This is a genomic window from Atopobiaceae bacterium, from assembly GCA_022483015.1.
Taxonomy (GTDB): domain Bacteria; phylum Actinomycetota; class Coriobacteriia; order Coriobacteriales; family Atopobiaceae; genus JALCUE01.
Genome location: JAKVOB010000001.1, coordinates 1390693 through 1416741 on the forward strand (window position 1 = coordinate 1390693; position 26049 = coordinate 1416741).

The 26049-nt window shown below is 65.0% G+C and carries 15 protein-coding genes, 3 tRNA genes and 2 pseudogenes; 15 read left to right on the forward strand and 5 right to left on the reverse strand.

Annotation, left to right across the window (positions count from 1 at the left end; genetic code table 11):
• Positions 1 to 191 precede the first annotated feature (191 nt).
• The 3 genes from LKE50_05915 to LKE50_05925 form a co-directional block, all read right to left on the reverse strand.
• Positions 192 to 1139, reverse strand: coding sequence for a diacylglycerol kinase family lipid kinase (locus LKE50_05915; GenBank protein MCH3968140.1), 948 nt, complete (start codon positions 1137 to 1139; stop codon positions 192 to 194).
• 225 nt (positions 1140 to 1364) lie between these two features.
• A tRNA-Gly gene (locus tag LKE50_05920) sits at positions 1365 to 1440 on the reverse strand.
• Position 1441: 1 nt separating this feature from the next.
• A tRNA-Pro gene (locus tag LKE50_05925) sits at positions 1442 to 1518 on the reverse strand.
• Between the two features lie 192 nt (positions 1519 to 1710).
• Here LKE50_05925 and gdhA point away from each other — a divergent pair.
• From gdhA to LKE50_05970, 9 genes and pseudogenes are all read left to right on the forward strand, one after another.
• Positions 1711 to 3042, forward strand: coding sequence for an NADP-specific glutamate dehydrogenase (gene gdhA, locus LKE50_05930; GenBank protein ID MCH3968141.1), 1332 nt, complete (start codon positions 1711 to 1713; stop codon positions 3040 to 3042).
• A gap of 223 nt (positions 3043 to 3265) precedes the next feature.
• Complete coding sequence (locus tag LKE50_05935; protein ID MCH3968142.1) at positions 3266 to 5311, forward strand: hypothetical protein; 2046 nt, start codon at positions 3266 to 3268, stop codon at positions 5309 to 5311.
• A gap of 89 nt (positions 5312 to 5400) precedes the next feature.
• Positions 5401 to 5487 (forward strand) — tRNA-Leu (locus LKE50_05940).
• Between the two features lie 162 nt (positions 5488 to 5649).
• Positions 5650 to 7062 carry a trigger factor gene (tig, locus tag LKE50_05945; GenBank protein MCH3968143.1) on the forward strand — a complete coding sequence of 471 codons (1413 nt, stop codon included), beginning with the start codon at positions 5650 to 5652 and terminating at the stop codon, positions 7060 to 7062.
• A 62-nt stretch (positions 7063 to 7124) separates the two neighbouring features.
• Positions 7125 to 7748: an ATP-dependent Clp protease proteolytic subunit gene (locus tag LKE50_05950; GenBank protein MCH3968144.1), complete on the forward strand. Its 624-nt coding sequence runs from the start codon at positions 7125 to 7127 to the stop codon at positions 7746 to 7748.
• Positions 7748 to 9103: an ATP-dependent Clp protease ATP-binding subunit ClpX gene (clpX, locus tag LKE50_05955; protein MCH3968145.1), complete on the forward strand. Its 1356-nt coding sequence runs from the start codon at positions 7748 to 7750 to the stop codon at positions 9101 to 9103. The genes LKE50_05950 and clpX overlap by 1 nt, the downstream gene beginning before the upstream one ends.
• 582 nt (positions 9104 to 9685) lie before the next feature.
• Positions 9686 to 11782 (forward strand): NlpC/P60 family protein, encoded by a 2097-nt coding sequence (locus tag LKE50_05960; GenBank protein MCH3968146.1) that lies wholly within the window; start codon positions 9686 to 9688, stop codon positions 11780 to 11782.
• A gap of 502 nt (positions 11783 to 12284) precedes the next feature.
• Positions 12285 to 12482: pseudogene (locus LKE50_05965) on the forward strand (hypothetical protein).
• A 2147-nt stretch (positions 12483 to 14629) separates the two neighbouring features.
• On the forward strand, positions 14630 to 15091 hold the full coding sequence (locus tag LKE50_05970; protein MCH3968147.1) for a class A beta-lactamase-related serine hydrolase: 462 nt from the start codon (positions 14630 to 14632) through the stop codon (positions 15089 to 15091).
• A gap of 30 nt (positions 15092 to 15121) precedes the next feature.
• On the opposite strand, the gene LKE50_05975 is transcribed toward LKE50_05970, so the two are convergent.
• Entirely contained in the window at positions 15122 to 15844 is a 723-nt protein-coding gene (locus LKE50_05975) for a C39 family peptidase (GenBank protein MCH3968148.1), read from the reverse strand.
• Positions 15845 to 15986: 142 nt separating this feature from the next.
• On the opposite strand from LKE50_05975, the gene LKE50_05980 reads away from it, so the two are divergent.
• Complete coding sequence (locus LKE50_05980) at positions 15987 to 18674, forward strand: valine--tRNA ligase (protein ID MCH3968149.1); 2688 nt, start codon at positions 15987 to 15989, stop codon at positions 18672 to 18674.
• 56 nt (positions 18675 to 18730) lie between these two features.
• Positions 18731 to 19366 (forward strand): 5-formyltetrahydrofolate cyclo-ligase, encoded by a 636-nt coding sequence (locus tag LKE50_05985; GenBank protein ID MCH3968150.1) that lies wholly within the window; start codon positions 18731 to 18733, stop codon positions 19364 to 19366.
• A gap of 383 nt (positions 19367 to 19749) precedes the next feature.
• On the opposite strand, the gene LKE50_05990 is transcribed toward LKE50_05985, so the two are convergent.
• On the reverse strand, positions 19750 to 21720 hold the full coding sequence (locus LKE50_05990) for an InlB B-repeat-containing protein (protein MCH3968151.1): 1971 nt from the start codon (positions 21718 to 21720) through the stop codon (positions 19750 to 19752).
• A gap of 283 nt (positions 21721 to 22003) precedes the next feature.
• On the opposite strand from LKE50_05990, the gene LKE50_05995 reads away from it, so the two are divergent.
• From LKE50_05995 to LKE50_06010, 4 genes and pseudogenes are all read left to right on the forward strand, one after another.
• A complete protein-coding gene (locus LKE50_05995; protein MCH3968152.1) occupies positions 22004 to 22636 on the forward strand; it encodes a cyclodeaminase/cyclohydrolase family protein in 633 nt (210 codons plus the stop codon).
• A gap of 2 nt (positions 22637 to 22638) precedes the next feature.
• Positions 22639 to 23494: pseudogene (locus LKE50_06000) on the forward strand (bifunctional 5,10-methylene-tetrahydrofolate dehydrogenase/5,10-methylene-tetrahydrofolate cyclohydrolase).
• Positions 23495 to 23633: 139 nt separating this feature from the next.
• A complete protein-coding gene (iorA, locus tag LKE50_06005) occupies positions 23634 to 25463 on the forward strand; it encodes an indolepyruvate ferredoxin oxidoreductase subunit alpha (GenBank protein MCH3968153.1) in 1830 nt (609 codons plus the stop codon).
• Positions 25460 to 26032: an indolepyruvate oxidoreductase subunit beta gene (locus LKE50_06010; protein ID MCH3968154.1), complete on the forward strand. Its 573-nt coding sequence runs from the start codon at positions 25460 to 25462 to the stop codon at positions 26030 to 26032. Before iorA ends, LKE50_06010 begins: the two co-directional genes overlap by 4 nt.
• Positions 26033 to 26049: the final 17 nt, after the last annotated feature.

Consider the following 26049-nt stretch of genomic DNA (forward strand, 5'->3'; position numbering starts at 1 on the left):
CTCGTCTCGCTCGCGTCCTCGCGCCAGGATATGGTGCAAGCGGACGTCGACGAGACGGGTGCGGCGGCCTTCTCGTCCGGCACCCGTATGGGTCGTCATGAGGCCGAGAGCGTACAAATTTGTGCGAGAGGGCTCCCGACCTGATGCAACCACCTGTGGCATGCAATTATCCGGCCGTTATCTGTGCGCTCTCAGGAAGTCGCGCTATAGGCGAACGAGGCCGGCACGATCACGTCGAGGGCAGTGGGGACGCTTCGCACGTCGAAGTGGGTGTTGACGAGCTCCTCGCCGTCGGCCTGGCAGGGCGGCTCCTCGTCGAAGTCTAGGACGGCGTGGCGGACCTGCCCGAACTCGAGGACGTCGGACCCGGTGTGCTGCCCGAAGCGGGCGCGCGCGAAGAGCGAGAGCGTGGTGGCCACGGAAGGCGTGCGCACCGAGCGACAGACGTCGAGAAGGCCGTCCGTGGGGTCGGCCGAAGGGCAGACGTCGAACCCGCCACCATAGGTGGGACCCACCTGCAGGGCGAAGACCACCGAGGCCCCATCGACCGGTGTGCCGTCGAAGGTCCCGTGGTAGGCGTAGTCGCGCAGGTTCTGGGTGAAGATGCGGATGCCCTCGTTCACATAGAGGCGCGCCCCGTGCGTGCCGCCCTCGGTACGCGAGGACATGGTGCCGATGGCGATGGCGGCGTCGAGCCCGAACGAGAGGGTCTGGCAGTAGTAGGTGCCGTTTACGAGGCCGAGGTCGAGCGAGCGGGGTCGGCCCTTGAGGAGCTGACCGAGGCTGGCCTCGGGGGCATCGCGCTCTATGTGGAGGGTGCGCGCGAAGTCGTTGCCTGAGCCCAGGGGGATGATGCCCAGTCGGGGCCGAAGCTTGGGACCGATCTTCATGAGGCCGTTCACGACCTCATGGATGACGCCGTCCCCTCCGAGGGCGACCACCGTCGAGAAGCCCGTGGCGGCGCGCGCCATCTCCGTGGCATGCCCCGGCCCGTCGGTGAGCCTGACCTCGAAGCCGTCTGTGGCCGCCTCGTAGGTGTCGAGGAACCTCCGGACGAACTCGGCGCCCTGGGCGCCACGCCCGTTGCGGGCGGCAGGGTTGGCGATGACCAAGGTACGACCGAGCTTGGATGTCGACATCTCGCACCTCTCGAGGCATGGGGTCATGACCCGCTCATTCTACCCCTCGTGGGCATGGGGGAGCCATGTCCACGTCCGGGAGGCGATGCCTTTGGCCGTGCGAGCGTATGAGGTCGGCAACCCTGGCACGGCGTTTGGTCGCCGGGCGCGGCATGGTCGGGCTCTCGGTCTCGGCATAAGAGGGCAGCCAGAGGTCCGTGAGGCCCTCTGGCTGCCAAGATGCGATGGAGCGGCGGACGGGACTTGAACCCGCAACAATCAGCTTGGAAGGCTGAGGCTCTACCAATTGAACTACCGCCGCGTGGTCGGGGTGACTGGATTCGAACCAGCGACCCTCTGCTCCCAAAGCAGATGCGCTACCAAGCTGCGCTACACCCCGGAGCCGCCGCACAAGTATAGGCGAGCGTGCGCCTCTCGGCAAACGTGGTTCGCGATATCCTCGCATGTCCAACGTGTTACAGAGTTAACCTGCTCCGTTTTCATATATGTGTCCAACCTGTATCCTCAGATGCGAAAATGCCAGCACCCGCGGGGAGTCCGAGGGCATGCGGCCTGTCGAGAGGAGTGTCACGTGAGCTACTGCCAGGACGTGAAGGATGATCTCAAGGGGCGCTACGCCCATCAGCACGAGTTCGTGCAGGCTGCTGGCGAGGTGCTTGACACCATCGAGCCCGCCGTGAGGAGCCATCCCGAGTTCGAGGATGCCGCCCTTCTCGAGCGGCTGGTGGAACCCGAGCGCACCATCATGTTCCGTGTGCCTTGGGTGGACGACGAGGGCCGCGTGCGCGTGAACCGTGGCTACCGCATCGAGTTCAACAGCGCGATCGGTCCCTACAAGGGCGGCCTGCGCTTCCATCCCTCGGTGAACATCTCGATCCTCAAGTTCCTGGGCTTCGAGCAGATCTTCAAGAACTCGCTCACAGGCCTTCCCATCGGCGGTGGCAAGGGCGGCTCCGACTTCGACCCCAAGGGCAAGTCCGACCGCGAGGTCATGGCATTCTGCCAGAGCTTCATGACCGAGCTCTGCCGTCACATCGGCGCAGACACCGACGTCCCTGCCGGTGACATCGGCGTGGGCGGCCGTGAGATCGGCTATATGTACGGTCAGTACAAGCGCATCCGCAACGAGTACACGGGCGTGCTCACGGGCAAGGGCCTCACGTGGGGCGGCAGCCTCGGCCGCACCGAGGCCACGGGCCATGGCGCCGTCTACTTCGCCGAGAACGTCCTCAAGGCCAAGGGCGAGACGTTCGAGGGCAAGAAGGTCGACGTCTCCGGTTCCGGCAACGTCGCGATCTATGCCGTCCAGAAGGCCGCAGAGCTGGGCGCGTTGGTCCAGACCGTCAGCGACTCCACGGGCTGGGTCTATGACCCTGACGGCATCGACCTCGACGCCCTCCGCCAGATCAAGGAGGTGCGCCGCGGCCGCGTGAAGGAATACGTGACCGATCACCCCAAGGCCGTCTATCACGAGGGCAAGGGAGTCTGGACGGTGCCGTGCGACGTCGCCATGCCATGCGCCACGCAGAACGAGCTCAACCTCAAGGATGCCCAGGGCCTCATCAAGGGTGGCTGCACGGTCGTGTGCGAGGGCGCCAACATGCCCACCATGCGTGACGCCACCCAGGCGCTCATCGACGCGGGCGTGGCCTTCTGCCCGGGCAAGGCTGCCAACGCCGGCGGCGTGGCGGTCTCTGCGCTCGAGATGGCCCAGGACGCGCAGCACATCTCGTGGTCCTACGAGCGTGTGGACGAGATGACCAAGGACATCATGGCCAACATCTACACGCAGTCCGCGAACGCTGCCGAGGAGTGCGGACATCCCGGCAACCTCGTCGTGGGCGCCAATGTGGCCGGCTTCCTCAAGGTGGCCGACGCCATGATGGCCCAGGGCATCGTCTAGGCGAGAGACGCAGGCCTTCTTCGACACCGAGGGGGCACCTGGCGCTGGCCGGGTGCCCCCTCCTTGCATCTACCGGGTGGGTCGAGGACCTCGTGTGACGTGCGTGGGCCCGCATCGCCCGTGCATCTCGACCCTGAATCCCTTGTTTGGGGCACACAGGTTATTTAGAGTGGACCAGGATGGTCCTACTTCATGTTCCTACCAACCTAGGAGAGCCCGTCCCATGTGGCTTCAGTTCGCCCTTGCATGCGCGGTCTTCGGTCTCATCCTGGTCGTGCCTGGATGCCTCCTGCTCCGTGCCTTTGGGATGCCTCGCGTATGGGCTCTCTGCATCTCGCCCGTCGTCTCGGCCGGTCTCATCTGTGTCGTGTGCCAGGTCCTCTCGTGGGCGCATGTCGCAGCCTCCCCACTCACGGTGGTGCTCCCTCTGGTCCTTGCCACTGCCGCTGCGGCCTGTGTCAGCCGGAGGCGCGTGAGGTCGTTGGAGCTGCCTGAGCTCGCCTGGTGGGTCCCCTGCGCGTTCGTCGGACTTGGGGTGGCTCTGGGACTGTTCTATTGGGTGAGGAGTATCGGAGAGCCGGACGCCATCATGCAGGCATGGGACCTCGGAGCCCATGTCAACATCATCAGGGCCTTCCTCGACTCCGGCAGCTTCTCGTCGCTGGACACCTCAGCCTACCTGACCACGGCGGATGCGGCCATCAGGCCTGCCTCCGATGTCGGTTTCTATCCGTCGGCGTGGCATGCGCTCTGCGCGCTGACCATCCAGGTGACGGGCGCGGGCACGGCTGTCGTCATCAACGCCTCTCTGTTCGTCCTCTCGTTCATGGTGTTCCCGCTCGCCATGGCTGCCCTTCTCGGGTTCATCTTCAAGGGGGACACCAGGCGCATGGTGCTCGGTGGTGTCGCGTCCGTCTCCTTCGTCTCCTTCCCTTGGGACCTTCTAGCCTTCGGGCCCATCTATCCCTTCGAGTCCGCCTTGTCATGCATGCCTTCCTCGGCTGTCCTCTTCATGTGCGTCGCGAGGGCGGATGCCTCCAGCCGCGAGCGTCTCCGCATGATGTGCCCGTTCCTCGTCTCCTTGGTCGGTCTCGCTCTCCTCCAGACGTCCCTGCTGTTCACGCTGGGGGTCTTCGTTGCCTTCTACTGCGTCGATGGCGTGTGGCGCGCGTCCGGCGAGAGGGGCTTCGACCTCAGGGTGCGTCTGCTTGCCAGTCTGGGATTGCTCCTCCTCATCGGCATCATATGGGTCGTCTGCAATGGGCTGCCGTTCATGGGCCCTATCGTGGAGAACAACTGGCCCCGCTTCGCCAGTTCCGTCCAAGAGCTTGTCAACATCTTCACCCAGACGTACACCCTTGGGTTCATCTTCGAGATATCGGCCCAGGTCCTGCTCGGCATCCTCGTGCTCGTCGGCCTCCTGCGTGCCCTTCGCTCGTCGCGTTTCCGATGGGTCGCATGCACCTATCTGTTCCTCTGCCTGATCTGCTTCGTGGGGGCGACGAGCGAGGGTACCCTCAAGCATCTGCTGGCAGGGTTCTGGTACTGTGACCCGATGCGTCTGGCGGCCATGGCGTCGGTGGCGGCCATACCGCTCGCCGTGTTGGGCATGGACCTGGTGGTCGAGGTGGTTCAGACCTTCGTCCGGAGTTACGGGGAGTCCCACGGCAAAGAGCCGTGGGACCTGGCGGCCCTGGTCGCTTGCGTCGCCGTCTTCCTGGTCATCAACTTCATGCCGAGCGTCAACTGGCCAGGTCTTCACAACGCCTCCGAGGAGTCGACCGGCACCCTCCATACGACGTTCGGTGACTATCGCTCCGCGGTCGCGTCGGCCACGGCAGATGGCTATCCGCTCACCTCCGAGGAGAGGGACTTCCTCGACGAGGTCAAGGCGACGGTCGAGCCCGACGCCCTCGTCGTGAACGACCCCACCGATGGGAGCTCGCTTGCCTATGGGTATGACGGCTTGCGTACGTACTACCGGATGTTCAGAGGATTCGATGAGGAGGCAACTGAACAGAGCCGCATCATCATGGGTGGCCTCGTCGACGTGGCGTCTGACGAGAAGGTTCGCCAGGCCGTGGTCGACGTCGATGCCCGCTACGTCCTTCTCCTCGACTCGACCGGATCGGACGTGTCGTTCATCAACTTCCTCGGTGAGTACGACCCCACCATGTTCCGAGGGGTCAACTCCATCACTGACGAGACGCCTGGGTTCGAGAAGGTCCTCGAGAGGGGCAACATGCGTCTCTATCGCATCACGGTGTAGTCGCATGCGCCGTGGGGGCATCTGATGTCATCGGTCCCACTCTCCCGTCCGACCTTCCCTTTTGCTACCATGGGCACCTGTCACACCATGCGGGCGTGGCGGAACTGGTAGACGCGCTGGATTTAGGTTCCAGTGGGGGAGACCCCGTGAAGGTCCGAGTCCTTTCGCCCGCACCATCACCTCATACGGCACCGACCTTTGTGGTCGGTGTCGCTTCTTCTTACGCGCGCTGCCGAACGTGCCAAAGTGTGCGAGAATAACCCCCGTCTGTGAATCGAGCATGCTGCCTGACGGCACGGCTCGTCATGTAACGCGTAGTCTAGCCATCAGGAGGAACGTTGAAGATCACTGTCACCGCCGAGGAGCCCAAGGACAACAAGGTCGCAGCCAAGGTCGAGGTCGCGAAGGCCGACGTCAACAAGGCCGTCGAGAAGGCCTACAAGGACATCTCCCACAAGTACAACTTCCAGGGCTTCCGCAAGGGCCATACGCCCCGCCCCGTCATCGACTCCATGGTCGGCCGTGACGCCGTCCTGGCCGATGCCACCAACGCCCTCATCAACGACGCCGAGCCCCTGATGCTCGACGAGCTCGACCTCGTCCCCGTGGCCGACGTCGACTACGGCGAGGACGTCGCCACCGTCGTCGAGGGTGAGCCCTTCGTCATCGCGGCGACCATCGAGGTCCGTCCGACCTGCGAGCTCGACTCCTACGACGCCCCCTCCATCGAGATGCCTCCCGAGGAGGTCACCGACGCCGAGGTCGACGAGCAGCTCGACGTGCTCAAGGGCTATCACACGACCTTCGAGGACATCAAGGAGGACCGCGGCGTCCAGAAGGGCGACGTCGTCCAGGCTGACATCGAGGCCGTCAAGAACGCCGACCAGCTTGCCGGCACCAACCGCATGTTCGTCATCGGCGAGTCCGCGTTCCCCGGGGAGTTCGACGACGCCGTCTGCGGCATGAAGGCCGGTGACGAGAAGGAGGTGTCCTTCTCGACGGCAGAGAAGAAGGCCGACGAGGCCGACGATGCGGCGGAGACCGAGGACGCCAAGGACGACGACGCGAACGAGGTCACCGTCAAGGTGAAGGTCACCGCCATCAAGGAGCGTGTCGTCCCCGAGATCGACGACGAGCTCGCCAAGAAGGCCTTCGGCTTCGACACCGTCGCCGACCTCAAGGATGCCGTCAAGTCCGAGATCGCCGACGACAAGAAGCGCAACCTCCCCGGTCTCAAGGAGGACCGTGTCGTCGAGGCCATCGAGAAGCACCTCACCCTCGAGGAGGTCCCCGAGAACTATGTCAACCAGGTCTTCCGTGAGATCGGCCAGACCGTGCTCCAGCGCCTGCAGCAGCAGGGCATGACGCTCGACTCCTACCTCCAGATGAACCACATCAACTCCAGCGAGTTCTTCGCTGACCTCCAGGCCCAGGCCACCGAGCGTGCCCGCCAGTCGCTCGCGCTCGACGCGCTTGCGCAGCACCTCGGCCTCGAGGCCACCGACGAGGACCTGACCGACGAGTTCAAGGGCGCCGGCTCCGACGACCCCAAGGCCGCCATCGAGTCCTTCCGCAAGGACGGCCGCCTGCCCGCCGTCCGCGAGTCAATCAAGCGCACCAAGGCCGTCGACTGGCTGATCGAGAACGTCGACGTGTCCCTCGTCGACGAGGTCGCCAAGCGTCGTGCCGAGAAGGACGCCGCGGATGATGCTTCCGACAAGAAGGATGATGCCGCGGCAGACGCAGAGTAGCTTTGGGTATAGGCCCAAGGTTCACAAACGTCGTACCGCAAGGAGACACCATGCCTGCACCAATGACCAACATCCCGCTCGTTCCCTATGTCGTCGAACAGACGCCGAGGGGGGAGCGCAGCTATGACATCTACTCACGGCTGCTCAACGACCGCATCGTCTTCCTGGGCGAGGAGGTCACGCGCGACTCTGCCAACCTCGTGATCGCCCAGCTCCTGCACCTCGAGAGCCAGGATCCCGAGAAGGACATCTCGCTCTACGTGGACTCGCCTGGTGGTGACGTCTATGCGGGCCTCGGCATCATCGACACGATGAACTACATCAAGCCTGACATCTCCACCATCTGCGTGGGAATGGCCGCCTCGATGGGCTCGCTCATCTTGGCCGCCGGCACCAAGGGCAAGCGCTACTCGCTTCCCAACTCGATGATCCTGATCCATCAGCCCTCCTCGGGCGTCCAGGGCCAGGAGACCGAGATCCAGATCGTGGCCAAGGAGACCCTGCGCATCCGTGAGCACATGAACGAGCTCCTGAGCGGCTATACGGGCCAGCCCATCGAGACCATCCAGGCCGACACCGAGCGCGACAACTACATGACCGCGCAGCAGGCTGCCGACTATGGTCTTGTCGACAAGGTCATTGCCGGTCGCGACGACGCGGGTACACCCGAGGCCAAGGAGGTCTGATGAGCTCGGACATCGGCGACGGCGGGAGCTTCCCGCCCGACGAGGAAGACATACGCTGCTCCTTCTGCGGCAAGAGCCGTGACCAGGTTCGCAAGCTTATCCAGGGCCCCAATGGCGTCTACATCTGCGATGAGTGCGTCGCTGCCTGTGGCGACATCATCACGGAGGCCGAGGACGACGAGGGCGCCCTCGACGTAGAGGCGGAGCCACTCATCAAGAACCTGCCCACGCCTCACGAGATCTACGACGAGCTGTCGCAGTACGTCATGGGCCAGGAGGATGCCAAGCGCGCGATGAGCGTGGCGGTCTATAACCACTACCGTCGCGTGACCTGTGGCGCTGCCGGTGGGGACATGCCTGGCGCGGTTCCGCCCGATGACGTCGATGGCCTCGATGACGTCGAGCTTGCCAAGAGCAACATCCTGCTTCTGGGGCCTACGGGCACCGGCAAGACGCTCCTGGCGCAGACCCTGGCGCGCTTCCTCGAGGTCCCCTTTGCCATCGCGGACGCCACCACCTTGACCGAGGCGGGCTATGTGGGTGAGGATGTCGAGAACATCCTGCTCAAGCTCATCACCGCGGCCGATGGTGACGTCGAGCGTGCTCAGGTTGGCATCGTCTATATCGATGAGATCGACAAGATCGCTCGCAAGGCCGAGAACCTCTCGATCACCCGTGACGTCTCGGGCGAGGGCGTGCAGCAAGCTCTCCTCAAGATTCTCGAGGGCACGCAGGCGAGCGTCCCTCCTCAGGGCGGGCGCAAGCACCCCCAGCAGGAGCTCATCCACATCGATACGACCAACATCCTCTTCATCTGTGGCGGCGCCTTCGTGGGCCTCGACAAGATCGTGGCCGAGCGCGTGGGCAAGGGTGGCATTGGGTTCAACTCCGAGCTCGCCACCAAGGAGAAGAACTCCGAGGATGAGCTCATGGGTCAGGTGCTTCCGCAGGACCTGCACAAGTTCGGCATGATTCCCGAGTTCGTGGGACGTATCCCTGTCATCTGTTCCACGCGCCAGCTTGACGAGGACGACCTGGTCGAGATCCTGACCAAGCCGAGGAACGCCATCGTCAAGCAGTATGTGCGCATGTTCCAGATCGAGGGTGTCGAGCTGGAGTTCACAGACGAGGCCCTTAGGGGCATCGCGCATCTTGCGTTGGAGCGCGGCACGGGCGCGCGTGGTCTCAGGGCCATCTGCGAGAGCTGCCTTCAGGAGACCATGTTCGACCTCCCAAGTGACGCGAACGTCACGAAGGTCGTCGTCACCGAGGATGCCGTCGATGGCTCCGAGCAACCCATGCGCCTGAAGGCTGGGAAGTCTTCCAAGGCGCAGCATACGAAGCGCGCGAGCTAGAACGTCCTTGCTCCGGGAAAGATGAGCGCCCTGCCCATTTCTTGGGCGGGGCGCTTCGCTTTGACTCGGTATGTGGGCCATTGCTGTCGACATGCGTGCTGATGTGCGAAGAGCAAAAACCTTAAAGGTTGCTTTGGCTATACTGGATAACGTATGAAATCTTAAATCGCTCATCTGGGGGCCCTATGCTTCGCCGTCCAATCGTTGTGGCTTGTCTTGTCTCCTCAATCCTCCTAGCTCCTTGCAATGCCTGGGCTGCGGAGGTGACGGTCCAAGAGACCCCGGCTGTGCAGTCGACGAACGCGGCCATCTCAGAGGAAGCTTCTGCGGCCTCGCCGAATACCGCGCTCGCAGATACGACCGACACGGCCGAGAAGGGCCAGCAGGCCATCTCGGCCACCACCCCGGATGCGGCCACCACGCCTGACAGTGCCACCACCCCGACCACGCCGGACGCCACCACGCCTGACGAGGCGACGACGCCTGACGCCGATGCCACCACGCCGACCACCCCCGACACGGCGACCACCCCGACCACGCCGGACGCCACCACGCCTGACGAGGCGACGACGCCTGACGCCGATGCCACCACGCCGACCACCCCCGACACGGCGACGACCCCCGACGCCACCACGGCCGACAAGGCCACCACCCCCGACAAGGCCGCCGCGCTCGCCGACGCCACCACTGACGCCACGACGGCGGCCACCACCCAGGCCGCGGCCCACCGTCACCACGCAGGCGTACAGGGACCAGTGGGTCCAGGAGGGCTCGCGCTGGTACTACTACGACGCCTCCGGCTCCCGTGCCTCCGGCTGGGTCGTCAACTCCACCTTCAAGACCTACGGCCTCCAGCGCTACTGGCTCGACACCACGACCAAGGCCCTCGCGTCCTCCGAGCTGGTCAAGGCCTCCGAGGCCGGGTACTGGGCCTACGCCACCAGGTACGGCTACGTCGTGCGCGGCCGCTACACGGAGGGCGGCGTCACCTACCTGGCAGACAACGACGGCAGGCTCGAGTCGCCCGGCTGGCACGTGAGCTCCGCCTACGGCCAGGGCCTCCAGCGCTACTACGTGGACTCGACCAAGCACGGCTGCACCGACGGCTACTCGGCCGACGGCTACGCCCACTACACCACCTCCGCCGGCTACGTCCTGCGCGGCCACCTCACCTCGGGCACCGTCACCTACCTGGCAGACAACGACGGCCGCCTGGCGACCTCCGAGGGCTGGCACGTGAGCACCGCCTACGGCCAGGGCCTCCAGCGCTACTACGTGACCGCCGCCTCCCACGGCTGCGTCACCGGCTACTCCACGGCGGGCTGGGCCCACTACACCACCCCCGCCGGCTACGTCCTGCGCGGCCACCTCACCTCCGGCACCGTCACCTACCTGGCGGACAACGACGGCCGCCTGGCGACCTCCGAGGGCTGGCTCGTGAGCTCCGCCTACGGCCAGGGCCTCCAGCGCTACTACGTGACCGCCGCCAAGCACGGCTGCGTCACCGGCTACTCCACGGCGGGCTGGGCCCACTACACGACCCCCGCCGGCTACGTCCTGCGCGGGCACCTCACCTCGGGCACCGTCACCTACCTGGCCGACAACGACGGCCGCCTGGCGACCTCCGAGGGCTGGCACGTGAGCTCCGCCTACGGCCAGGGCCTCCAGCGCTACTACGTGACCGCCGCCAAGCACGGCTGCGTCACCGGCTACTCCGCGGCAGGCTGGGCCCACTACACGACCTCCGCGGGCTACGTCCTGCGCGGCCACCTCACCTCCGGCACCGTCACCTACCTGGCCGACAACGACGGCCGCCTGGCGACCTCCGAGGGCTGGCACGTGAGCTCCGCCTACGGCCAGGGCCTCCAGCGCTACTACGTGACCGCCGCCAAGCACGGCTGCGTCACCGGTCTTTCCACTGCGGGCTATGGTCATTACACAACTAGCGAGGGCTACGTCCTGCGGGGCAAGTATGGTTGGAACGGCTACGGGCTTCTCGCTGATAACGACGGCAGGCTTGAGACTACCTCCGGCTGGGTAGTGACTGGGAAGTACGATGGCGGCACGCTGCAGCGCTACTACATGGTGAATGCCTCGGGGAACATCAAGGGATCGAAACTCGGGTACTTCACGGTGGGGTCTACTCCGTACTACGGGCTCTACGATGCCCTCTATGTCTCTCGCAACGGGACCTTCTACGGGAACGGTCATGTGTACCAGACCAACAATGACGGGGTCGGTACGCTTGCGCCTCGTTCTTATGTCATCTCGTACTATGTGAATTGGGCCCTGGGCATCGCCTCTGATGATTCCCATGGGTATGACCAAGAAAATCGTTGGGGTCCTGACTATGACTGCTCCTCGCTGGTCATCTCCGCCCTTGATGCCGCTGGTATCGACACGAATGGGGCGACCTATACCGGTAACATGCGGTCGTGCCTGACGGCTGCCGGCTTCGTCTGGCTCAGCGCGGGTACGTCTCTCCAATATGGGGACATCCTGCTCAACGAGTGCCGCCACACGGCGATATATATCCAAGACGGGATGATCGTGCAGGCAAGCGGCAACGAGAACGGCGGAGTTACCGGCGGTAAGACGGGCGACCAGACAGGCAGGGAGATTCTGACGCGAACCTACTACAGCTATCCCTGGGATGGCATCCTCCGCTACGTTGCTTGATCCTTCGTAGCTGAGCGTATGGAGGGCGACGGGGCCCATGCCGCCTCCTTTGACGGCCAGGTAAGGGGGAGATGGTCTATGAGAAAGACTTCGAGGTCAATGGTTGTGCTCGCAATCATGTCGACTCTCATCGTGGCGCTTCCTCTAACGGCTTCTGCTGAAGAAGCGACTCTTGAACCATTAAGTATCACGACATTAGATGAGTCTGCAGTGAGCGGGAGCGAAGCTCACGAATCTCAAGGCTGTGCTTTGAGCGATGGCACAACGGCACGTGTTGCTACGCCCATCTCCTCTACGCCCACCTCGGCCACCATCCCGGATGCAGCCACCACGCCCGACACCGATGCCACCGACTCCACGACGTCCGACACGGCGACCACGCCGGGCACGACCGATGCCACGACGTCCGACACGGCAACGACCCCTGACGCCACCACGCCAGACGGAGCGACGACGCCCGACGATGCCACCACGGCGACGACGCCTGACACGGCCGACGAGCCCGCCACGGCCACGACGGCCACCACCCAGGTGACCACCACCGAGGCCGCGACCACCACACAGGCGGCCACCACCCAGGCCGCGACCACCACCGTCATCACGCAGGCGTACAGGGACCAGTGGGTCCAGGAGGGCTCGCGCTGGTACTACTACGACGCCTCCGGCTCCCGTGCCTCCGGCTGGGTCGTCAACTCCACCTTCAAGACCTACGGCCTCCAGCGCTACTGGCTCGACACCACGACCAAGGCCCTCGCGTCCTCCGAGCTGGTCAAGGCCTCCGAGGCCGGGTACTGGGCCTACGCCACCAGGTACGGCTACGTCGTGCGCGGCCGCTACACGGAGGGCGGCGTCACCTACCTGGCAGACAACGACGGCAGGCTCGAGTCGCCCGGCTGGCACGTGAGCTCCGCCTACGGCCAGGGCCTCCAGCGCTACTACGTGGACTCGACCAAGCACGGCTGCACCGACGGCTACTCGGCCGACGGCTACGCCCACTACACCACCTCCGCCGGCTACGTCCTGCGCGGCCACCTCACCTCGGGCACCGTCACCTACCTGGCAGACAACGACGGCCGCCTGGCGACCTCCGAGGGCTGGCACGTGAGCACCGCCTACGGCCAGGGCCTCCAGCGCTACTACGTGACCGCCGCCAAGCACGGCTGCGTCACCGGCTACTCCACGGCAGGCTGGGCCCACTACACCACCCCCGCGGGCTACGTCCTGCGCGGTGCCGCGACCTGCGCCGACGGCGCGAGGCGCATCGCCGACAACGACGGCCGCGTCCAGGCCTCCGGCTGGCTCGTGACGTCCGCCTTCGGCCAGGGGCTCCAGCGCTACTGGCTCTCCGGCGGCTCCGTGGCCGCCTCCAGGCTCGTCTCGCCCTCCGAGGGCGCGGGGTACTGGGCCTACGCCACCTCCGCCGGCTACGTCCTGCGCGGCCACCTCACCTCCGGCACCGTCACCTACCTGGCCGACAACGACGGCCGCCTGGCGACCTCCGAGGGCTGGCACGTGAGCTCCGCCTACGGCCAGGGCCTCCAGCGCTACTACGTGACCGCCGCCAAGCACGGCTGCGTCACCGGCTACTCCGCGGCAGGCTGGGCCCACTACACGACCTCCGCGGGCTACGTCCTGCGCGGCCACCTCACCTCGGGCACCGTCACCTACCTGGCCGACAACGACGGCCGCCTGGCGACCTCCGAGGGCTGGCACGTGAGCTCCGCCTACGGCCAGGGCCTCCAGCGCTACTACGTGACCGCCGCCAAGCACGGCTGCGTCACCGGCTACTCCGCGGCAGGCTGGGCCCACTACACGACCTCCGCGGGCTACGTCCTGCGCGGCCACCTCACCTCGGGCACCGTCACCTACCTGGCCGACAACGACGGCCGCCTGGCGACCTCCGAGGGCTGGCACGTGAGCTCCGCCTACGGCCAGGGCCTCCAGCGCTACTACGTGAGCGCCGCCAAGCACGGCTGCGTCACCGGCTACTCCGCGGCGGGCTGGGCCCACTACACCACCCCCGCGGGATATGTGGCCCGCGGCGCGTACGACACGGGCGCCGGCAGGGTCTACGTCGCGAACAACGACGGGCGCCTCGCCTGGGGCACGAGCACCGGCTGGGTCGTTCAGAACTACGGCTCCGGCCTCCAGCGCTACTACGTGAGCGCCTCCGACCACGGCGCGTGCTCCGGCTTCTTCTCGGTGGCCGGCTACGGCCGCTGCTTCGGCGTCGGCGGCGCGGGCTACGTCATGCGCGGCAAGATGGGCTGGGGCTCCACCGTGCTCCTGGCCGACAACGAGGGCAAGCTGGCGACCCAGTCGGGCTGGCTCGTGACCGGCGCCTACGACGGGGGCACGCTGCAGCGCTACTACATGGTCAACGCCTGGAGCGACTACAAGGGCGCAAGGACGGGACTCTTCTCGGTGGGATCGAGCCAGTACTATGGTCGCAAAGACACTGGATATGTCGTGCGTGGTCTCTACATAGATGCTAACCAGAGGTTCTGGATGGCAGACAACGACGGGCGGATCAGCTCGCTTGACTCGCTCATGTCCCTGATCAACCAGTGCTCTTGTAACGGTGGGCTCACCACGTTCGGGGATACCTCCGGATGGTCGATCTCAGGCGACCTCGCGAACCGTCTCTGGTCGGCATTGCACCTGTTCTGGGACTCTGGCCAGTCGGCCAGCTTCGTCCTCATGGACCTGACGACCGGTGCCGGGTGTTCCTATGACCCCTCTGCGTCAAGGTATGCTGCGAGCTGCTTCAAGGCGGCATACATCGCCTACATCTGCCAGGACCTTCTCGACACTGGCCGGGTCAGTCAGAACGACGTTGCAGACCTGATGGAGCGCACGGCCGTGTGGTCTGACAACGATGCCTATCTTGCGTTGCGAGGCCGCTTCGGGAGCGATGGGGTCACGAGTTGGCTCAACTCCGCTGGGATCTACGGGTATGGTTCGATCGCATACCCATGGACGAACGCGCGTGACCTTGCGCGGATCTGGACCAAGATCGGCACCTATCTCATGTCCGGATCAGGCCATTCGGGGTTCTGCCGTCAGATCCTCGACCATGGGTACTTCTCGGAGATCCATGCCACGTTAGGTGGGTCCTCGACGACCTACTCAAAGCCTGGCTGGTACCCTCCCTCAAGCCTCACGGCCTATAACGACTCGGGAATCATCATCAGCAATGGGCGGCCCTATCTCATGACCGTCATGACGACGGCCAACTGTAACTCGGATGCGTGGAAGCTCGATAGGCTCATCGGGGTCCTCAGTGACATCCATTCCCAGATGGCGTAACAGCTGGCGTCTGGGAGTCACGCACGGTCCTTACGAGACGCGAACGGCATTCCGGACGCATTCCCACGAGGCGGCGAACGTGTCCCATCCCACCCAGTACGCCGTGCCCGTCCCGGGGTCTGCCACGAGGAAGCTCGGACCGTCTGGGTCGTATCCCACGAGCGTCACCGCATGCTCTCCCATGAGGGAGGGGCCAAACCAATCGTCGACCCTCCAGGTGGGGGAGAAGCCCCCGCTTACCCAGACGATGCAGGGGTCCCCGGCCTCGAGCGCACCGATGAGGTCCTCCTCGGTGCAACCCGTGATGTCGGTGCAGGAGCCGTCCGTATAGGCATTCGTCCAGTCTGCGACGGCCGATGCCATCATGCCGTCGAAGGCCTCGGAGTCCTTCCAAGGGTCTCCCACATACCCGTGGTAGGGGTTGCCGTCGTCCGCATAGGGCATGGTGTCGATGAAGTCGAGGAACGACCAACCTTCGAGGTGGCCCTTCGCGCGCAGTGCCATGTAGGCCGCTGCCGCCTCGCAGCCCATCGCGGCACCCTCCTCGTTCTGGTCCACGAGCGGGCAGGAGATCTCGACGTGCGACCCCTGCCCTGCGGCGTCGCACGTCGTGGCCATGGTCGATGTGGGCTCTTCCGCCTGGCTCTGTGAGGTGCTCGTCTGATTTGCAGACCAGAGGGCGAGGGCCCCTCCTGCGATGATGACTACCGTGCAGGTGGCAACCAGGGCGGGTCGCTTGGAGACGTGTGCCATGGCCCCGAGTCCCCCTCCTGTCTGGCGCATCGTCCGACCCTGCGCCGCACTGCCTGCGTTGAATGGTATCCTCACTACGTGTGCGCCGCATGATGCCCATGTGGCGGCCCGGGTCACGTGCATTCAAGGGAAAGGCTCCACCGTGGAAGAGATGCCCAAGCAGTACGATCCGGCTCAGACCGAGCCGGTCATGATCAAGCGTTGGATCGACGCCGGATGCTATCGGCGCAGCAAGGGCGTCGGCGACTGCACCGTCGTCATCCCGCCTCCCAACGTCACCGGCATGCTTCACATGGGCCACGCCCTCGATGACACCATCCAGGACACCTTCATCCGCTACAACCGCATGCGCGGCCGCTCCACCCGCTGGATCCTTGGCACCGACCATGCCGGCATCGCCACGCAGACCAAGGTCGACAAGAAGCTCAAGAGCGAGGGCATCTCCCGCCTCGAGCTCGGCCGTGACAAGTTCATCGACGCCTGCTGGGACTGGCGGCGTGAGTACGGCGGCATCATCGTGGAGCAGATCAAGCGCATGGGCTGCTCCGTCGACTTCGAGGACGAGAAGTTCACGCTGTCGCCAGAGTACGCCAAGGCCGTCCGCAAGGTCTTCTGCGACTGGTACCATGCCGGCCTCATCTACCGTGGCAAGCGCATCGTCAACTGGTGCCCCAGCTGCACCACCGCCATCTCCGACGACGAGGCCGAGTACCGCGACGAGGACTCCCACCTCTGGCACCTGCGCTACCCGCTCGACGAGCCGGTCGATGGCATGACCTACATCACCGTCGCGACCACCCGTCCCGAGACGATGCTTGGCGACACGGGTGTCGCCGTCTCACCGAGCGACCCCACCAAGGCCGAGTTCGTCGGTCACAACGTCATCCTGCCCATCGTCGACCGGCCCATCCCGATCTTCTCGGACTGGCACGTCGACAAGGACTTCGGCAGCGGGTTCGTCAAGGTCACCCCGGCGCACGATCCCAACGACTATGCCATGGGCCAGGCGCACGACCTGCCGCAGATCAACATCTTCGACGAGCACGCGCATGTGGTCGAAGGCTACGGCGAGTTCTCCGGCATGGACCGCGACGAGGCCCGTACCGCCATCGTCGACTGGTTCGAGAGCCACGGCCTCCTCGACCACATCGAGGACCTCAACCACTCCGTGATGCACTGCTACCGCTGCGACGCGGCGCTCGAGCCCTGGCTCTCGGAGCAGTGGTTCGTGGCCGTCGACAAGCTCAAGGGACCTGCCACCAAGGTCGTCGAGGACGGCGAGGTCACCTTCCACCCCGATCGCTGGCGCCAGACCTATCTCACCTGGATGGAGAACCTCAAGGATTGGTGCATCTCGCGCCAGCTCTGGTGGGGTCACCGCATCCCGGTCTTCTACTGCGACGACTGCGGCTGGGAGGACGCGTCGATGGACGACGTCGACACCTGCCCCAAGTGCGGCGGCCATCATGTGCACCAGGACGAGAACGTGCTCGACACGTGGTTCTCGAGCCAGCTCTGGACCTTCGCCACGCAGGGATGGCCCGACCACCCCGAGGAGCTCGAAGGCCATCATCCCACCAAGGCCCTCGTCACCGCCCGCGACATCATCGCGCTCTGGGTCGCTCGCATGATCATGAGCTCCCTCTACTTCACCAAGCAGGTCCCCTTCGATGACGTGGTCATCTACGCCACGATCCTCGCCAAGGATGGCAGCCGCATGTCCAAGAGCAAGGGCAACGGCGTCGACCCCATGAAGCTCATCGACACCTACGGTGCCGATGCCATGCGCCACAACCTGCTCACGCTCATCACCACCAACCAGGACGTGCGCTTCGATGCCATCACCGAGAAGGACGGCACCGTCGCGAGCCCCCGCACCGACGCGGCCAAGTCGTTCGTCACCAAGATCTGGAACGCGAGCCGGTTCGTCCTCATGAACATGGACGGCTACACCCCCGGACCCGCCAAGGCCACCACACCCGAGGACGCCTGGATGCTCTCCCGCCTGGCCAAGGCATGCCGCACCGTTACCGACGACCTCGAGGGCTATGACTTCGGCGACGTCGCGCGTAGCCTCCAGTCGTTCTTCTGGAACGAGGTCTGTGACTGGTACATCGAGCTCTGCAAGGGACGGCTTCTGGATGGTACTGCGGCCGAGAAGCTCCAGGTCCAGCGCAACCTCATGTACGTGCTCGACGTGTCCTTGCGCATGCTGCACCCCGAGATGCCTTGTGTCACCGAGGCCATCTGGGACACCATGCCCGCGAGTGGGCTCGACGAGGAGTCCCACGAGGGCCGCTTCCTCATGGAGGCCTCATGGCCTGACCCTGACGATCTCGCCGGTTTCATCGACGAGACATCCGAGCATGACTTCGAGCTCGCAAAGCAGCTCGTCATGCAGGTCCGCTCCGCTCGCGCTCACTATCGGGTGAGCCCCAAGGTCGACCTCGACGTGGCCGTGAAGGCTCCCGCGGCGGACGTGGAGCGGCTCGAGGGCCAGCGCGACTTCGTCCGTAACGTCGGGCATGTCGGCGAGCTCACGCTGGGCACCGATACGCCCAAGCCAGCTGGTTCGGTGAGCCTGGTCGATGGCGACCACGAGACCTTCGTGGTCTTCGGTGACCTCGTGGACCTCGGTGCCGAGTCCAAGCGGCTCCAGAAGGAGCTCGCCACAGCGCAGAAGGACCTCAGCGGGGTCGAGCGCACACTTGCCAACCAGGGCTTCCTCGCAAAGGCGGCGCCCGAGGTCGTGGAGGCCAAGCACGCCCGTGCCGCGGAGCTCACGGCTGGCATCGAGCGTCTCCAGGCACAGATTGCCGACCTTGGCTAGTCAGGCGGTAGCACCTGCGCCGGACCGGGTCGCACTGGTGGCCTAAGGAGACCTCGATGGAGCTTGGGATCCCAGGTGAGCCTTCCCGGGCCGTGGCTGGCGTCACGGTCGGGGAGGGCTCGCTTTGTGCGCGCAAGGCCCAGCTCCGTCGTCGGTATCGCCAGCTCCGGTCGGCGATACCACCTGATGACCGTGCCCTCGCCGACGAGGCCATAGCAGCCCGTGTAGTGGCATCGCCCGCCTTCGAGCGTGCGGACCTGCTCCTTACCTATCTCTCCTTTGGTGCGGAGGTCGAGACGCGAGGCATCATCGAGCGTTCCTGGGCAGATGGCAAGACGGTCGCCATCCCCCGGTGCGTTGTCCACACACGGCTCATGACCTGGCACCGCATCGATACGTTCGATGGGCTGTCCAAGAGCTCCTTGGGCGTGGAGGAGCCTGCAGACGACGAAGCCACCCTCGTGGACCCTGCTTCCGACGGCCTCGTCGCCCTAGCGCTCGTGCCAGGTCTTGCCTTTGATGCCCATGGCTTCCGTCTGGGCTATGGGGGCGGCTTCTATGACACCTTCCTTGCTGGGTTCGATGGGGTCTCGATGGGCCTCTGCCGTGAGGTGCAGCTCGTGGACGACCTCGCTGCCCTCGGCGTCGTCGACGTCCATGACCTACCCGTCAGCCTTGTGGTGACCGATTGAGGTCTGCTCGGGTGGCAGAAAATCGAGGTTAGCCATTCCTCCTGGCTTACCATTTCTAAAGAGAAAAATGTTGATATCACATCGTCCCTGCTAGCGGACTCGGGCCTTGATCAACCATATGAGAACTCGTACCAGTGGCGCATGCCGTCGATGTCTAACCTCAAATCTGTGCCATCACATGTTCTGCCGACCGCCTCGCTGACGGCGTAACCCCTCGGTTCGTGGAGATGGCTTGGGCCTTCCGTCCAGGGGCAGCAGGTCCCTCATGGGATATCTTGCCAATCGGTCACGGTGCCTTCTAGTGCGGGTGCTTTGGGATGTGACAGTCATATCCCGTCCGTCGACCTCGTGGTGGATGGGCCGGAAGGACATTCGTATCAAGGCTACCGTTGGGTGCAGGCACGGCGGCGACGCCTGATCAGGAGCGTCCCCGTACCGGCTGCGCCCGCGATTGCGCAGGTGCCAATGACGATTGGTGACGTGGCCCTGTCGCTGGTGTCCGGTAATGCCACATGAGCGGTCACCACGCTCGTCACGGTCACGTCCGTGGTGGCAGCTGTCGTCGAGGCTGGAACCACGGTCTGTGGCTGCGGCTCAGGTATCACTGCCTCCCATTTGGCATGAAGGATGAGGTCACCGGTCACTGGTGTGTCGAAGTCGTAGGTCTCGGTGCATGCGCTGTCGACATACCAGCCCTCGAAGGTGCACCCGGATGCCGACGGATCGTCTGGTCTGGTGGCCGTGAGCCCCTTGCCTACCACCTCGGTATCCGGCGCCGTGCCGACGCCGTTCATGTCGAAGGTCACGTCATAGTCGATCAGCCAGCTGTCCAACAGACCGCTCAGCTCCGTCTGCTCATCGGTCGTGAGGTCGCTCATCCGAACGCTGTGGTTCTTGGCTGGCGCGACGTAGCGATGGACGTTGGGGTTGCTCGTGTCAGGGATGCGTACGGCATACCAGGGATCGGTACCTCCGTAGAGCATCACCACGTGCGCCGTTGTGGTCTTGGACCAGTCGATGAGCTTGTCATGCATGTCATCGGAGTACTTCAACGTGGCTCGCTGCTCGGCGGTGAGCATCACCTTCTGAAGCAGGCCGTCCTCCATCTCGGGGGTGACGGAGAGCTCATAGTCCTTCTCGTCGACGGTGGGATCTAAGGCCTTGGCCTCATCATAGGCATCCTTGAGTCCTTGGCGCAGGTATGAGAAGTCAAGGTAGTTCTCGCCCAGCTGTGTCGATGCCTGAACGTAGTAGGGGAAGAACGGACCCTCCTTCGCGTACGCGTACAAAGGGCTGTACTGCATCAGAGCCCAGATGTCGTCGACCTTCTTCTGTGGGTCCGTCTCCTGCAGGGTGATCTTGATCGTGTCGAAGTCCTGGTAGTACTGCCATTCCGTGGCGGAGAAGTCCAGTACGCGCATGTCGAAGATGACGTTGTCGTCTGCCCCGAAGGTATATCCGGCTTCCGCGGCTTCCTCCTTCTGCCTCTCCACCAACGTCGTCCGGTTCTTGATGCACTCGACCTGGAACTGCAGGACCAGGTCACGGTCTTCCTCGGCCTCTTCCGCAGACATGCCGGTGTCGCCGATGGTCTCATTGACGTTGCGGTAGAAGCGCTGGTCCTGCGTGCCATCGCACAGGGGGGCCACATAGGAGACGAAGGCATCTGCGTCATTGGGATACAGAGATGCCTGTACATTGGTCGCATAGCCGCCCTTGCTGGCACCCGTGAACACGCGCTTGCCGGAAAGCACCTGGCTGATCTTGCCGATGATGGCATGGAAGTCCTGCGCGGCGTTCTCGTCGGTCAGGTATTCCCAGAGGTCCGTCGAGGTGTTGGACAGGCCCGCAGGTGTTGATTGCCCGAAGAAGCGGTACTCGAGATTGATGAGGTTCGCGTCATAGGTCTTGCAGAGCTCGTCGCGGTCGTCGTATGCAAGGTAGCCGGGGTACAGGGTGTCGAAGAGCATATAGCCGCCCGTCTCATAGACGTTCACGTTCGTATCGCCCTGATAGCCCACCTCGATGCGCTGCTGGAAGGTGCCCAGCCCGGGGTTGTCCCAGTCGATGGGTTGTTCGATGGTGACCAGGTACTTTTCCTTGAAGGGAAGGGTGCCATCCGCCAAGGGTACCTGCTCTATCGGCGTGACGCTGGTCACGCCTTCGATGGCGGACAGACGCTGCTGCAGGGAGGACTCCTGGGCCTCTTCTGCGACTGCCACGGTGGGCTGCAACTCGGGAAGGTCCACGACCCCGGGGACGGGTACGATGCCCAACCCGAGCATGAGCGTGAGCAGCACAAGGAACGCGGGCCATGTTCTTGTGGTCTTCTGGTGACTGCCTATATCTCGCATATCCCCACCCACATCCCCTCAAGAAGCCGTCGCGCTCGTCTTAGGAAGTCCTTCTACTATACCGTGTTGACGCGGCATACGGACAGGTGACGCTCAGGTACGACGCTGCCATGCGGGAGGGAATCGCTGAAGAAACGTTCCCGAACCGCCCTGATCCCTCGGTGCCGTACTATAGCGGGAAGCTTCTGGTGTCATGGCAGCGCTCGGCCAGGGTGCTCTGCAACCTCCCTGCGTGGATGCCATCGTCCGGTCCAAGCTGTCAGCACCTTCTGGGAGGATGCAGATGAACGAAGCGTTGACTGCCATGAGCTGTGATGACTTCGTCGATGCCGTCGCGGCTCGGCAACCCGCTCCAAGTGGCGGCGGGGCCGCTGCCCTGGTAGGCGCGCTCGGTGTCGCCCTCGGGTCCATGGCTGCTGAGTTCACGCGTGGCAAGCGACGCTATGCGGCCTACGAGGCCGATCTCACGAGGATGCTGGACGAGGTGGAAGGCATCAGGGCCACGCTCCTTGACCTCGTCGACTCCGATGCGGCCGGGGTCATCGCCCTCACGCAGGCCTATGCCATCCCCAAGGATGATCCGGCTCGCCCCGCGGCGCTCGAGCGAGCGACCAGGGGCGCCATATCGGCACCCCTCGAGATGATGCGGCAGGTTTGCCAGGCCATCGCCACCCTCGAGGAGCTGGGCGAGAAGGGCTCGCGCCTGCTCCTCTCGGACGTGGGCTGCGGGGCGCTCCTGTGCCGCGGGGCGCTCGAGGCGGCAAGCCTCAACGTCTTCGTGAACACGAGGGACCTCGCCGACCGCGAGCTTGCCGGCACGACGGAGGCCGAGTGCGACCAGATGCTGGCTGAGTGGTGCCCCCGTGCCGAGGCTCTTGCCGTGCAGGTCATGAACGATGTTCGGGGAGGGGAGTGACCATGGCCGAGCTACTCAAAGGTGCTCCGGTGGCGGCTGCGCTCACCGAGCGGCTGATGCTGCGCGCGGTGGCGCTCAAGGCGGAGGGCGTGGTCCCCAAGCTCGCGATCGTCCGGGTGGGAGAGCGTCCTGACGACCTCTCCTATGAGCGCGGTGCCTGCAAGCGCTGCGAGAAGGTCGGCATCGAGGTCGAGCGGATCGTGCTTGCCGCCGACTGCTCGCAGACCGACCTCATGGCTGCCGTCTCCCGCGTGAACGGGGACGCCTCCATCCATGGCTGCCTCATGCTCCGCCCACTCCCGGCCCCGCTCGACGAGCAGGCCGCCTGCGCGGCGCTCGACCCTGCCAAGGACGTCGATTGCATCACGCCAGGCTCGTTGTATGGGGTGCTCACGAGCCGACCTCGTGGGTTCGCACCTTGCACGGCGGAGGCCGTGATGGCGCTGCTCGACCACTATGGCTGTGCGCTGGATGGGACCGACGTCACCGTCATCGGACGTTCCCTTGTCATCGGCAAGCCGGTCTCGTGTATGCTCCAGGCGGCGAACGCCACCGTCACGATGTGCCATACGCACACGCGCGACCTTGCCGAGAAGTGCCGTCGTGCGCAGGTGCTCGTGGTCGCTGTCGGCCATGCCCGCATGGTGGGCGCGGATTACTGTCGTGCCGGGACAGGCCGTGGTGGACGTCGGCATCAACTGGGACGCGGGTGTCGGGGCCCTCGTCGGCGACGTGGACTTCGATGCGGTCGAACCCATCGTGTCCGCCATCACCCCGGTCCCCGGTGGTATCGGCTCGGTCACGACGGCCATCCTGGCCAAGCACGTGGTCGAGGCCGCCGAGAGGTCCCAGGCGTAGGGTCGCGCCAGGAGTGCCGTGCCATTCTCGGCATCCCAACGATACCGGTTTGTAACATGCGACCCCGCAGGCGTGTCGGTGCTGCTACCATCGACTCAACTGTCCCTGGCCGAGGGGGCGCGTGAGCGGGAGGGGAGCCATGCATACCGAGTTTCTCATGGGCAACGAGGCCATGGCCTTGGGAGCCCTGGCGGCGGGGGTGAGGGTCGTGGCGGGATACCCCGGTACGCCCTCCACCGAGGTGCTCGAGACCATTGCCAAGCGTCGGCGCGATGACGTCTACGTGGAGTGGTCGGTCAACGAGAAGTCGGGCCTCGAGGTCGCGGCAGGGGCAGCCTACGCCGGTGCCCGCTCGCTCGTGACCATGAAGCAGGTGGGGCTCAACGTCGCCTCCGATCCGCTCATGAGTCTGGAGTACATAGGCGTCAAGGGCGGCATGGTCGTGCTTGTGGCCGACGATCCCGGTCCCATCTCGTCGCAGACCGAGCAGGACACGCGCACCTTCGCGGCCTACTCCAAGATTCCCGTGCTCGACCCCTCCGGCGTCGACGAGGCCTATCACATGATGCAGGAGGCCTTCGAGCTCTCGGAGCGGCTGGGCTCGCCGGTGATCCTTCGGCCGACCACGCGTGTCGACCATGGATATGAGTCCATCGAGGTGGCAGATGAGGCTGAGTGGAAGGCGTGCTCCCCTGAGGGCTTCGTGAAGGACCCCTCCCGCTGGGTCATCTTCCCGCGACTCTCCGTCAGGAACCATGCCGCCATCGAGGCGAGGAACGCCAACCTGGCAGACGAGCTCTCGAGTGACCCGGCCAACCTCATCGAGCCGGCAAGCGACCCCACCTCGCGCATCGGCATCGCCACGCAGGGCGTGAGCTATGGCTACGTCCATGAGGCGCTCGACGGGGCGGCCACGTCCCCGCGCATCCTGCGAGTCGCCACGCCCTTCCCGTTCCCCGAGAGGCGCGCGCTCGAGTTCCTTGACGGGCTCGACGAGGTGCTCTGCGTGGAGGAGCTCGATCCGGTGATCGAGCGAGGTCTCATCGCGGCCTGCGGCCGGCACCATCTGGACGTGCGCATCCGTGGCAAGCTCACGGGAGACATCCAACCCTCGGGCGAGAACAGCGTCGCGTCCGTCGGCAAGGCGCTCGCAGGCTTCCTGGGGGATGCCTCGCTGGCTGGTGCCTCGCCGACGCTTCCGGACGATGCGCCCCAGCTTCCCGTGCGGCCCCCCGTGCTCTGCGCCGGCTGCCCGCACCGTGCGAGCTTCTATGCCGTCAAGTGCGCCATGGCGGGTGCCAAGACCATCTACTGCGGTGACATCGGCTGCTACACCTTGGGCAACGCCCACCCCCTCGACATGTGCGACACGTGCCTGTGCATGGGTGCCGGCGTGAACATCGCCCAAGGTGTCACCCGTGTGGAGCCCGACACCAAGGCGTTCGCCTTCGTAGGTGACTCCACCTTCTTTGCGAGCGGCATCACCGGCGTGGTCAACGCCTTCTACAACCAGGCCGACATGACGCTCGTGGTTCTTGACAACTCGACCACCGCCATGACGGGCCACCAGCCTCATCCCGGCACCGGCAAGACCATGATGGGCGAGGTCGTCCAGAAGGTCTCCATCGAGGCGGTCCTGCGTGGCATCGGCCTCACCTGCGTGGAGACGGTGAACCCGCTCGACCACGACCTTGCGGTCGAGACGGTCAGGCGGGTTGCGGCCGAACCTGGCGTGAAGGCCATCATCTTCAAGAGTCCGTGCGTGATGCTTGCCAAGCCAAAGGCCAAGAGCACGGTCGACCCTGAGAAGTGCATCGGCTGCAAGCGCTGCGTGAGCCAGCTGGGCTGTCCGGCGCTCGTGCCGCAACCGGACGGCAAGGTCGCCATCGACGCGACCCAGTGCACCGGCTGCACGCTCTGCGAGCAGGTCTGCCCGGTCCATGCCATCAGCGGAGGGGAGCGCATATGAGCACCGACGTGATTCTCTGCGGTGTCGGAGGCCAGGGTACGGTCCTGGCATCCAAGCTCATGGCCACGGCTGCCATGGACGAAGGCATGCCCGTCAAGACGGCCGAGACCATCGGCATGGCACAGCGCGGCGGCTCGGTCTTCTCGCACGTGCGCATCGGCGAGGGGGCGCCCACGTCGCTTGTGGGCCCGGGACGCGCCGACCTCATCATCGCCTTCGAGCCTGCCGAGGCCGTGCGGCAGCTTCCGTATCTCAAGTCCGGCGGCACCGTCGTGGTGAGCGACCGGCCGATCGTGCCGGTCTCCGCCTCCACCGGAGGCCCCGCCTATGACCTGGAGGCGCTTCTCGGCTACCTGAAGGCTCATGTGGAGCACCTCGTCGTCGTGGATGCCGCGGCGGCCGCGGCGTCGCTCGGCTCGGCGAAGTGCCTGAACGTGGTCCTGCTCGGGGCTGCCGCCCATTCGGGCGCCCTGGGCCTCACGCCGGCGGCCGTCGAGCGGGCCGTGCGCGAGCTCGTGCCTCCCAAGTACCTCGACCTCAACATCCGTGCGCTCGCCCATACCGCCTAGGAACCCTGCAGAAAGGT

Bases quoted from the DNA above. Each gene is read 5' to 3' on its own strand.
- LKE50_05915 (MCH3968140.1), bottom strand. From the start codon at position 1,139: ATGTCGACATCCAAGCTCGGTCGTACCTTGGTCATCGCCAACCCTGCC.
- LKE50_05935 (MCH3968142.1), top strand. From the start codon at position 3,266: ATGTGGCTTCAGTTCGCCCTTGCATGCGCGGTCTTCGGTCTCATCCTG.
- LKE50_05950 (MCH3968144.1), top strand. From the start codon at position 7,125: ATGACCAACATCCCGCTCGTTCCCTATGTCGTCGAACAGACGCCGAGG.
- clpX (MCH3968145.1), top strand. From the start codon at position 7,748: ATGAGCTCGGACATCGGCGACGGCGGGAGCTTCCCGCCCGACGAGGAA.
- LKE50_05960 (MCH3968146.1), top strand. From the start codon at position 9,686: ATGCCACCACGCCGACCACCCCCGACACGGCGACGACCCCCGACGCCA.
- LKE50_05970 (MCH3968147.1), top strand. From the start codon at position 14,630: ATGGAGCGCACGGCCGTGTGGTCTGACAACGATGCCTATCTTGCGTTG.
- LKE50_05975 (MCH3968148.1), bottom strand. From the start codon at position 15,844: ATGGCACACGTCTCCAAGCGACCCGCCCTGGTTGCCACCTGCACGGTA.
- LKE50_05985 (MCH3968150.1), top strand. From the start codon at position 18,731: ATGGAGCTTGGGATCCCAGGTGAGCCTTCCCGGGCCGTGGCTGGCGTC.
- LKE50_05990 (MCH3968151.1), bottom strand. From the start codon at position 21,720: ATGCGAGATATAGGCAGTCACCAGAAGACCACAAGAACATGGCCCGCG.
- LKE50_05995 (MCH3968152.1), top strand. From the start codon at position 22,004: ATGAACGAAGCGTTGACTGCCATGAGCTGTGATGACTTCGTCGATGCC.
- iorA (MCH3968153.1), top strand. From the start codon at position 23,634: ATGCATACCGAGTTTCTCATGGGCAACGAGGCCATGGCCTTGGGAGCC.
- LKE50_06010 (MCH3968154.1), top strand. From the start codon at position 25,460: ATGAGCACCGACGTGATTCTCTGCGGTGTCGGAGGCCAGGGTACGGTC.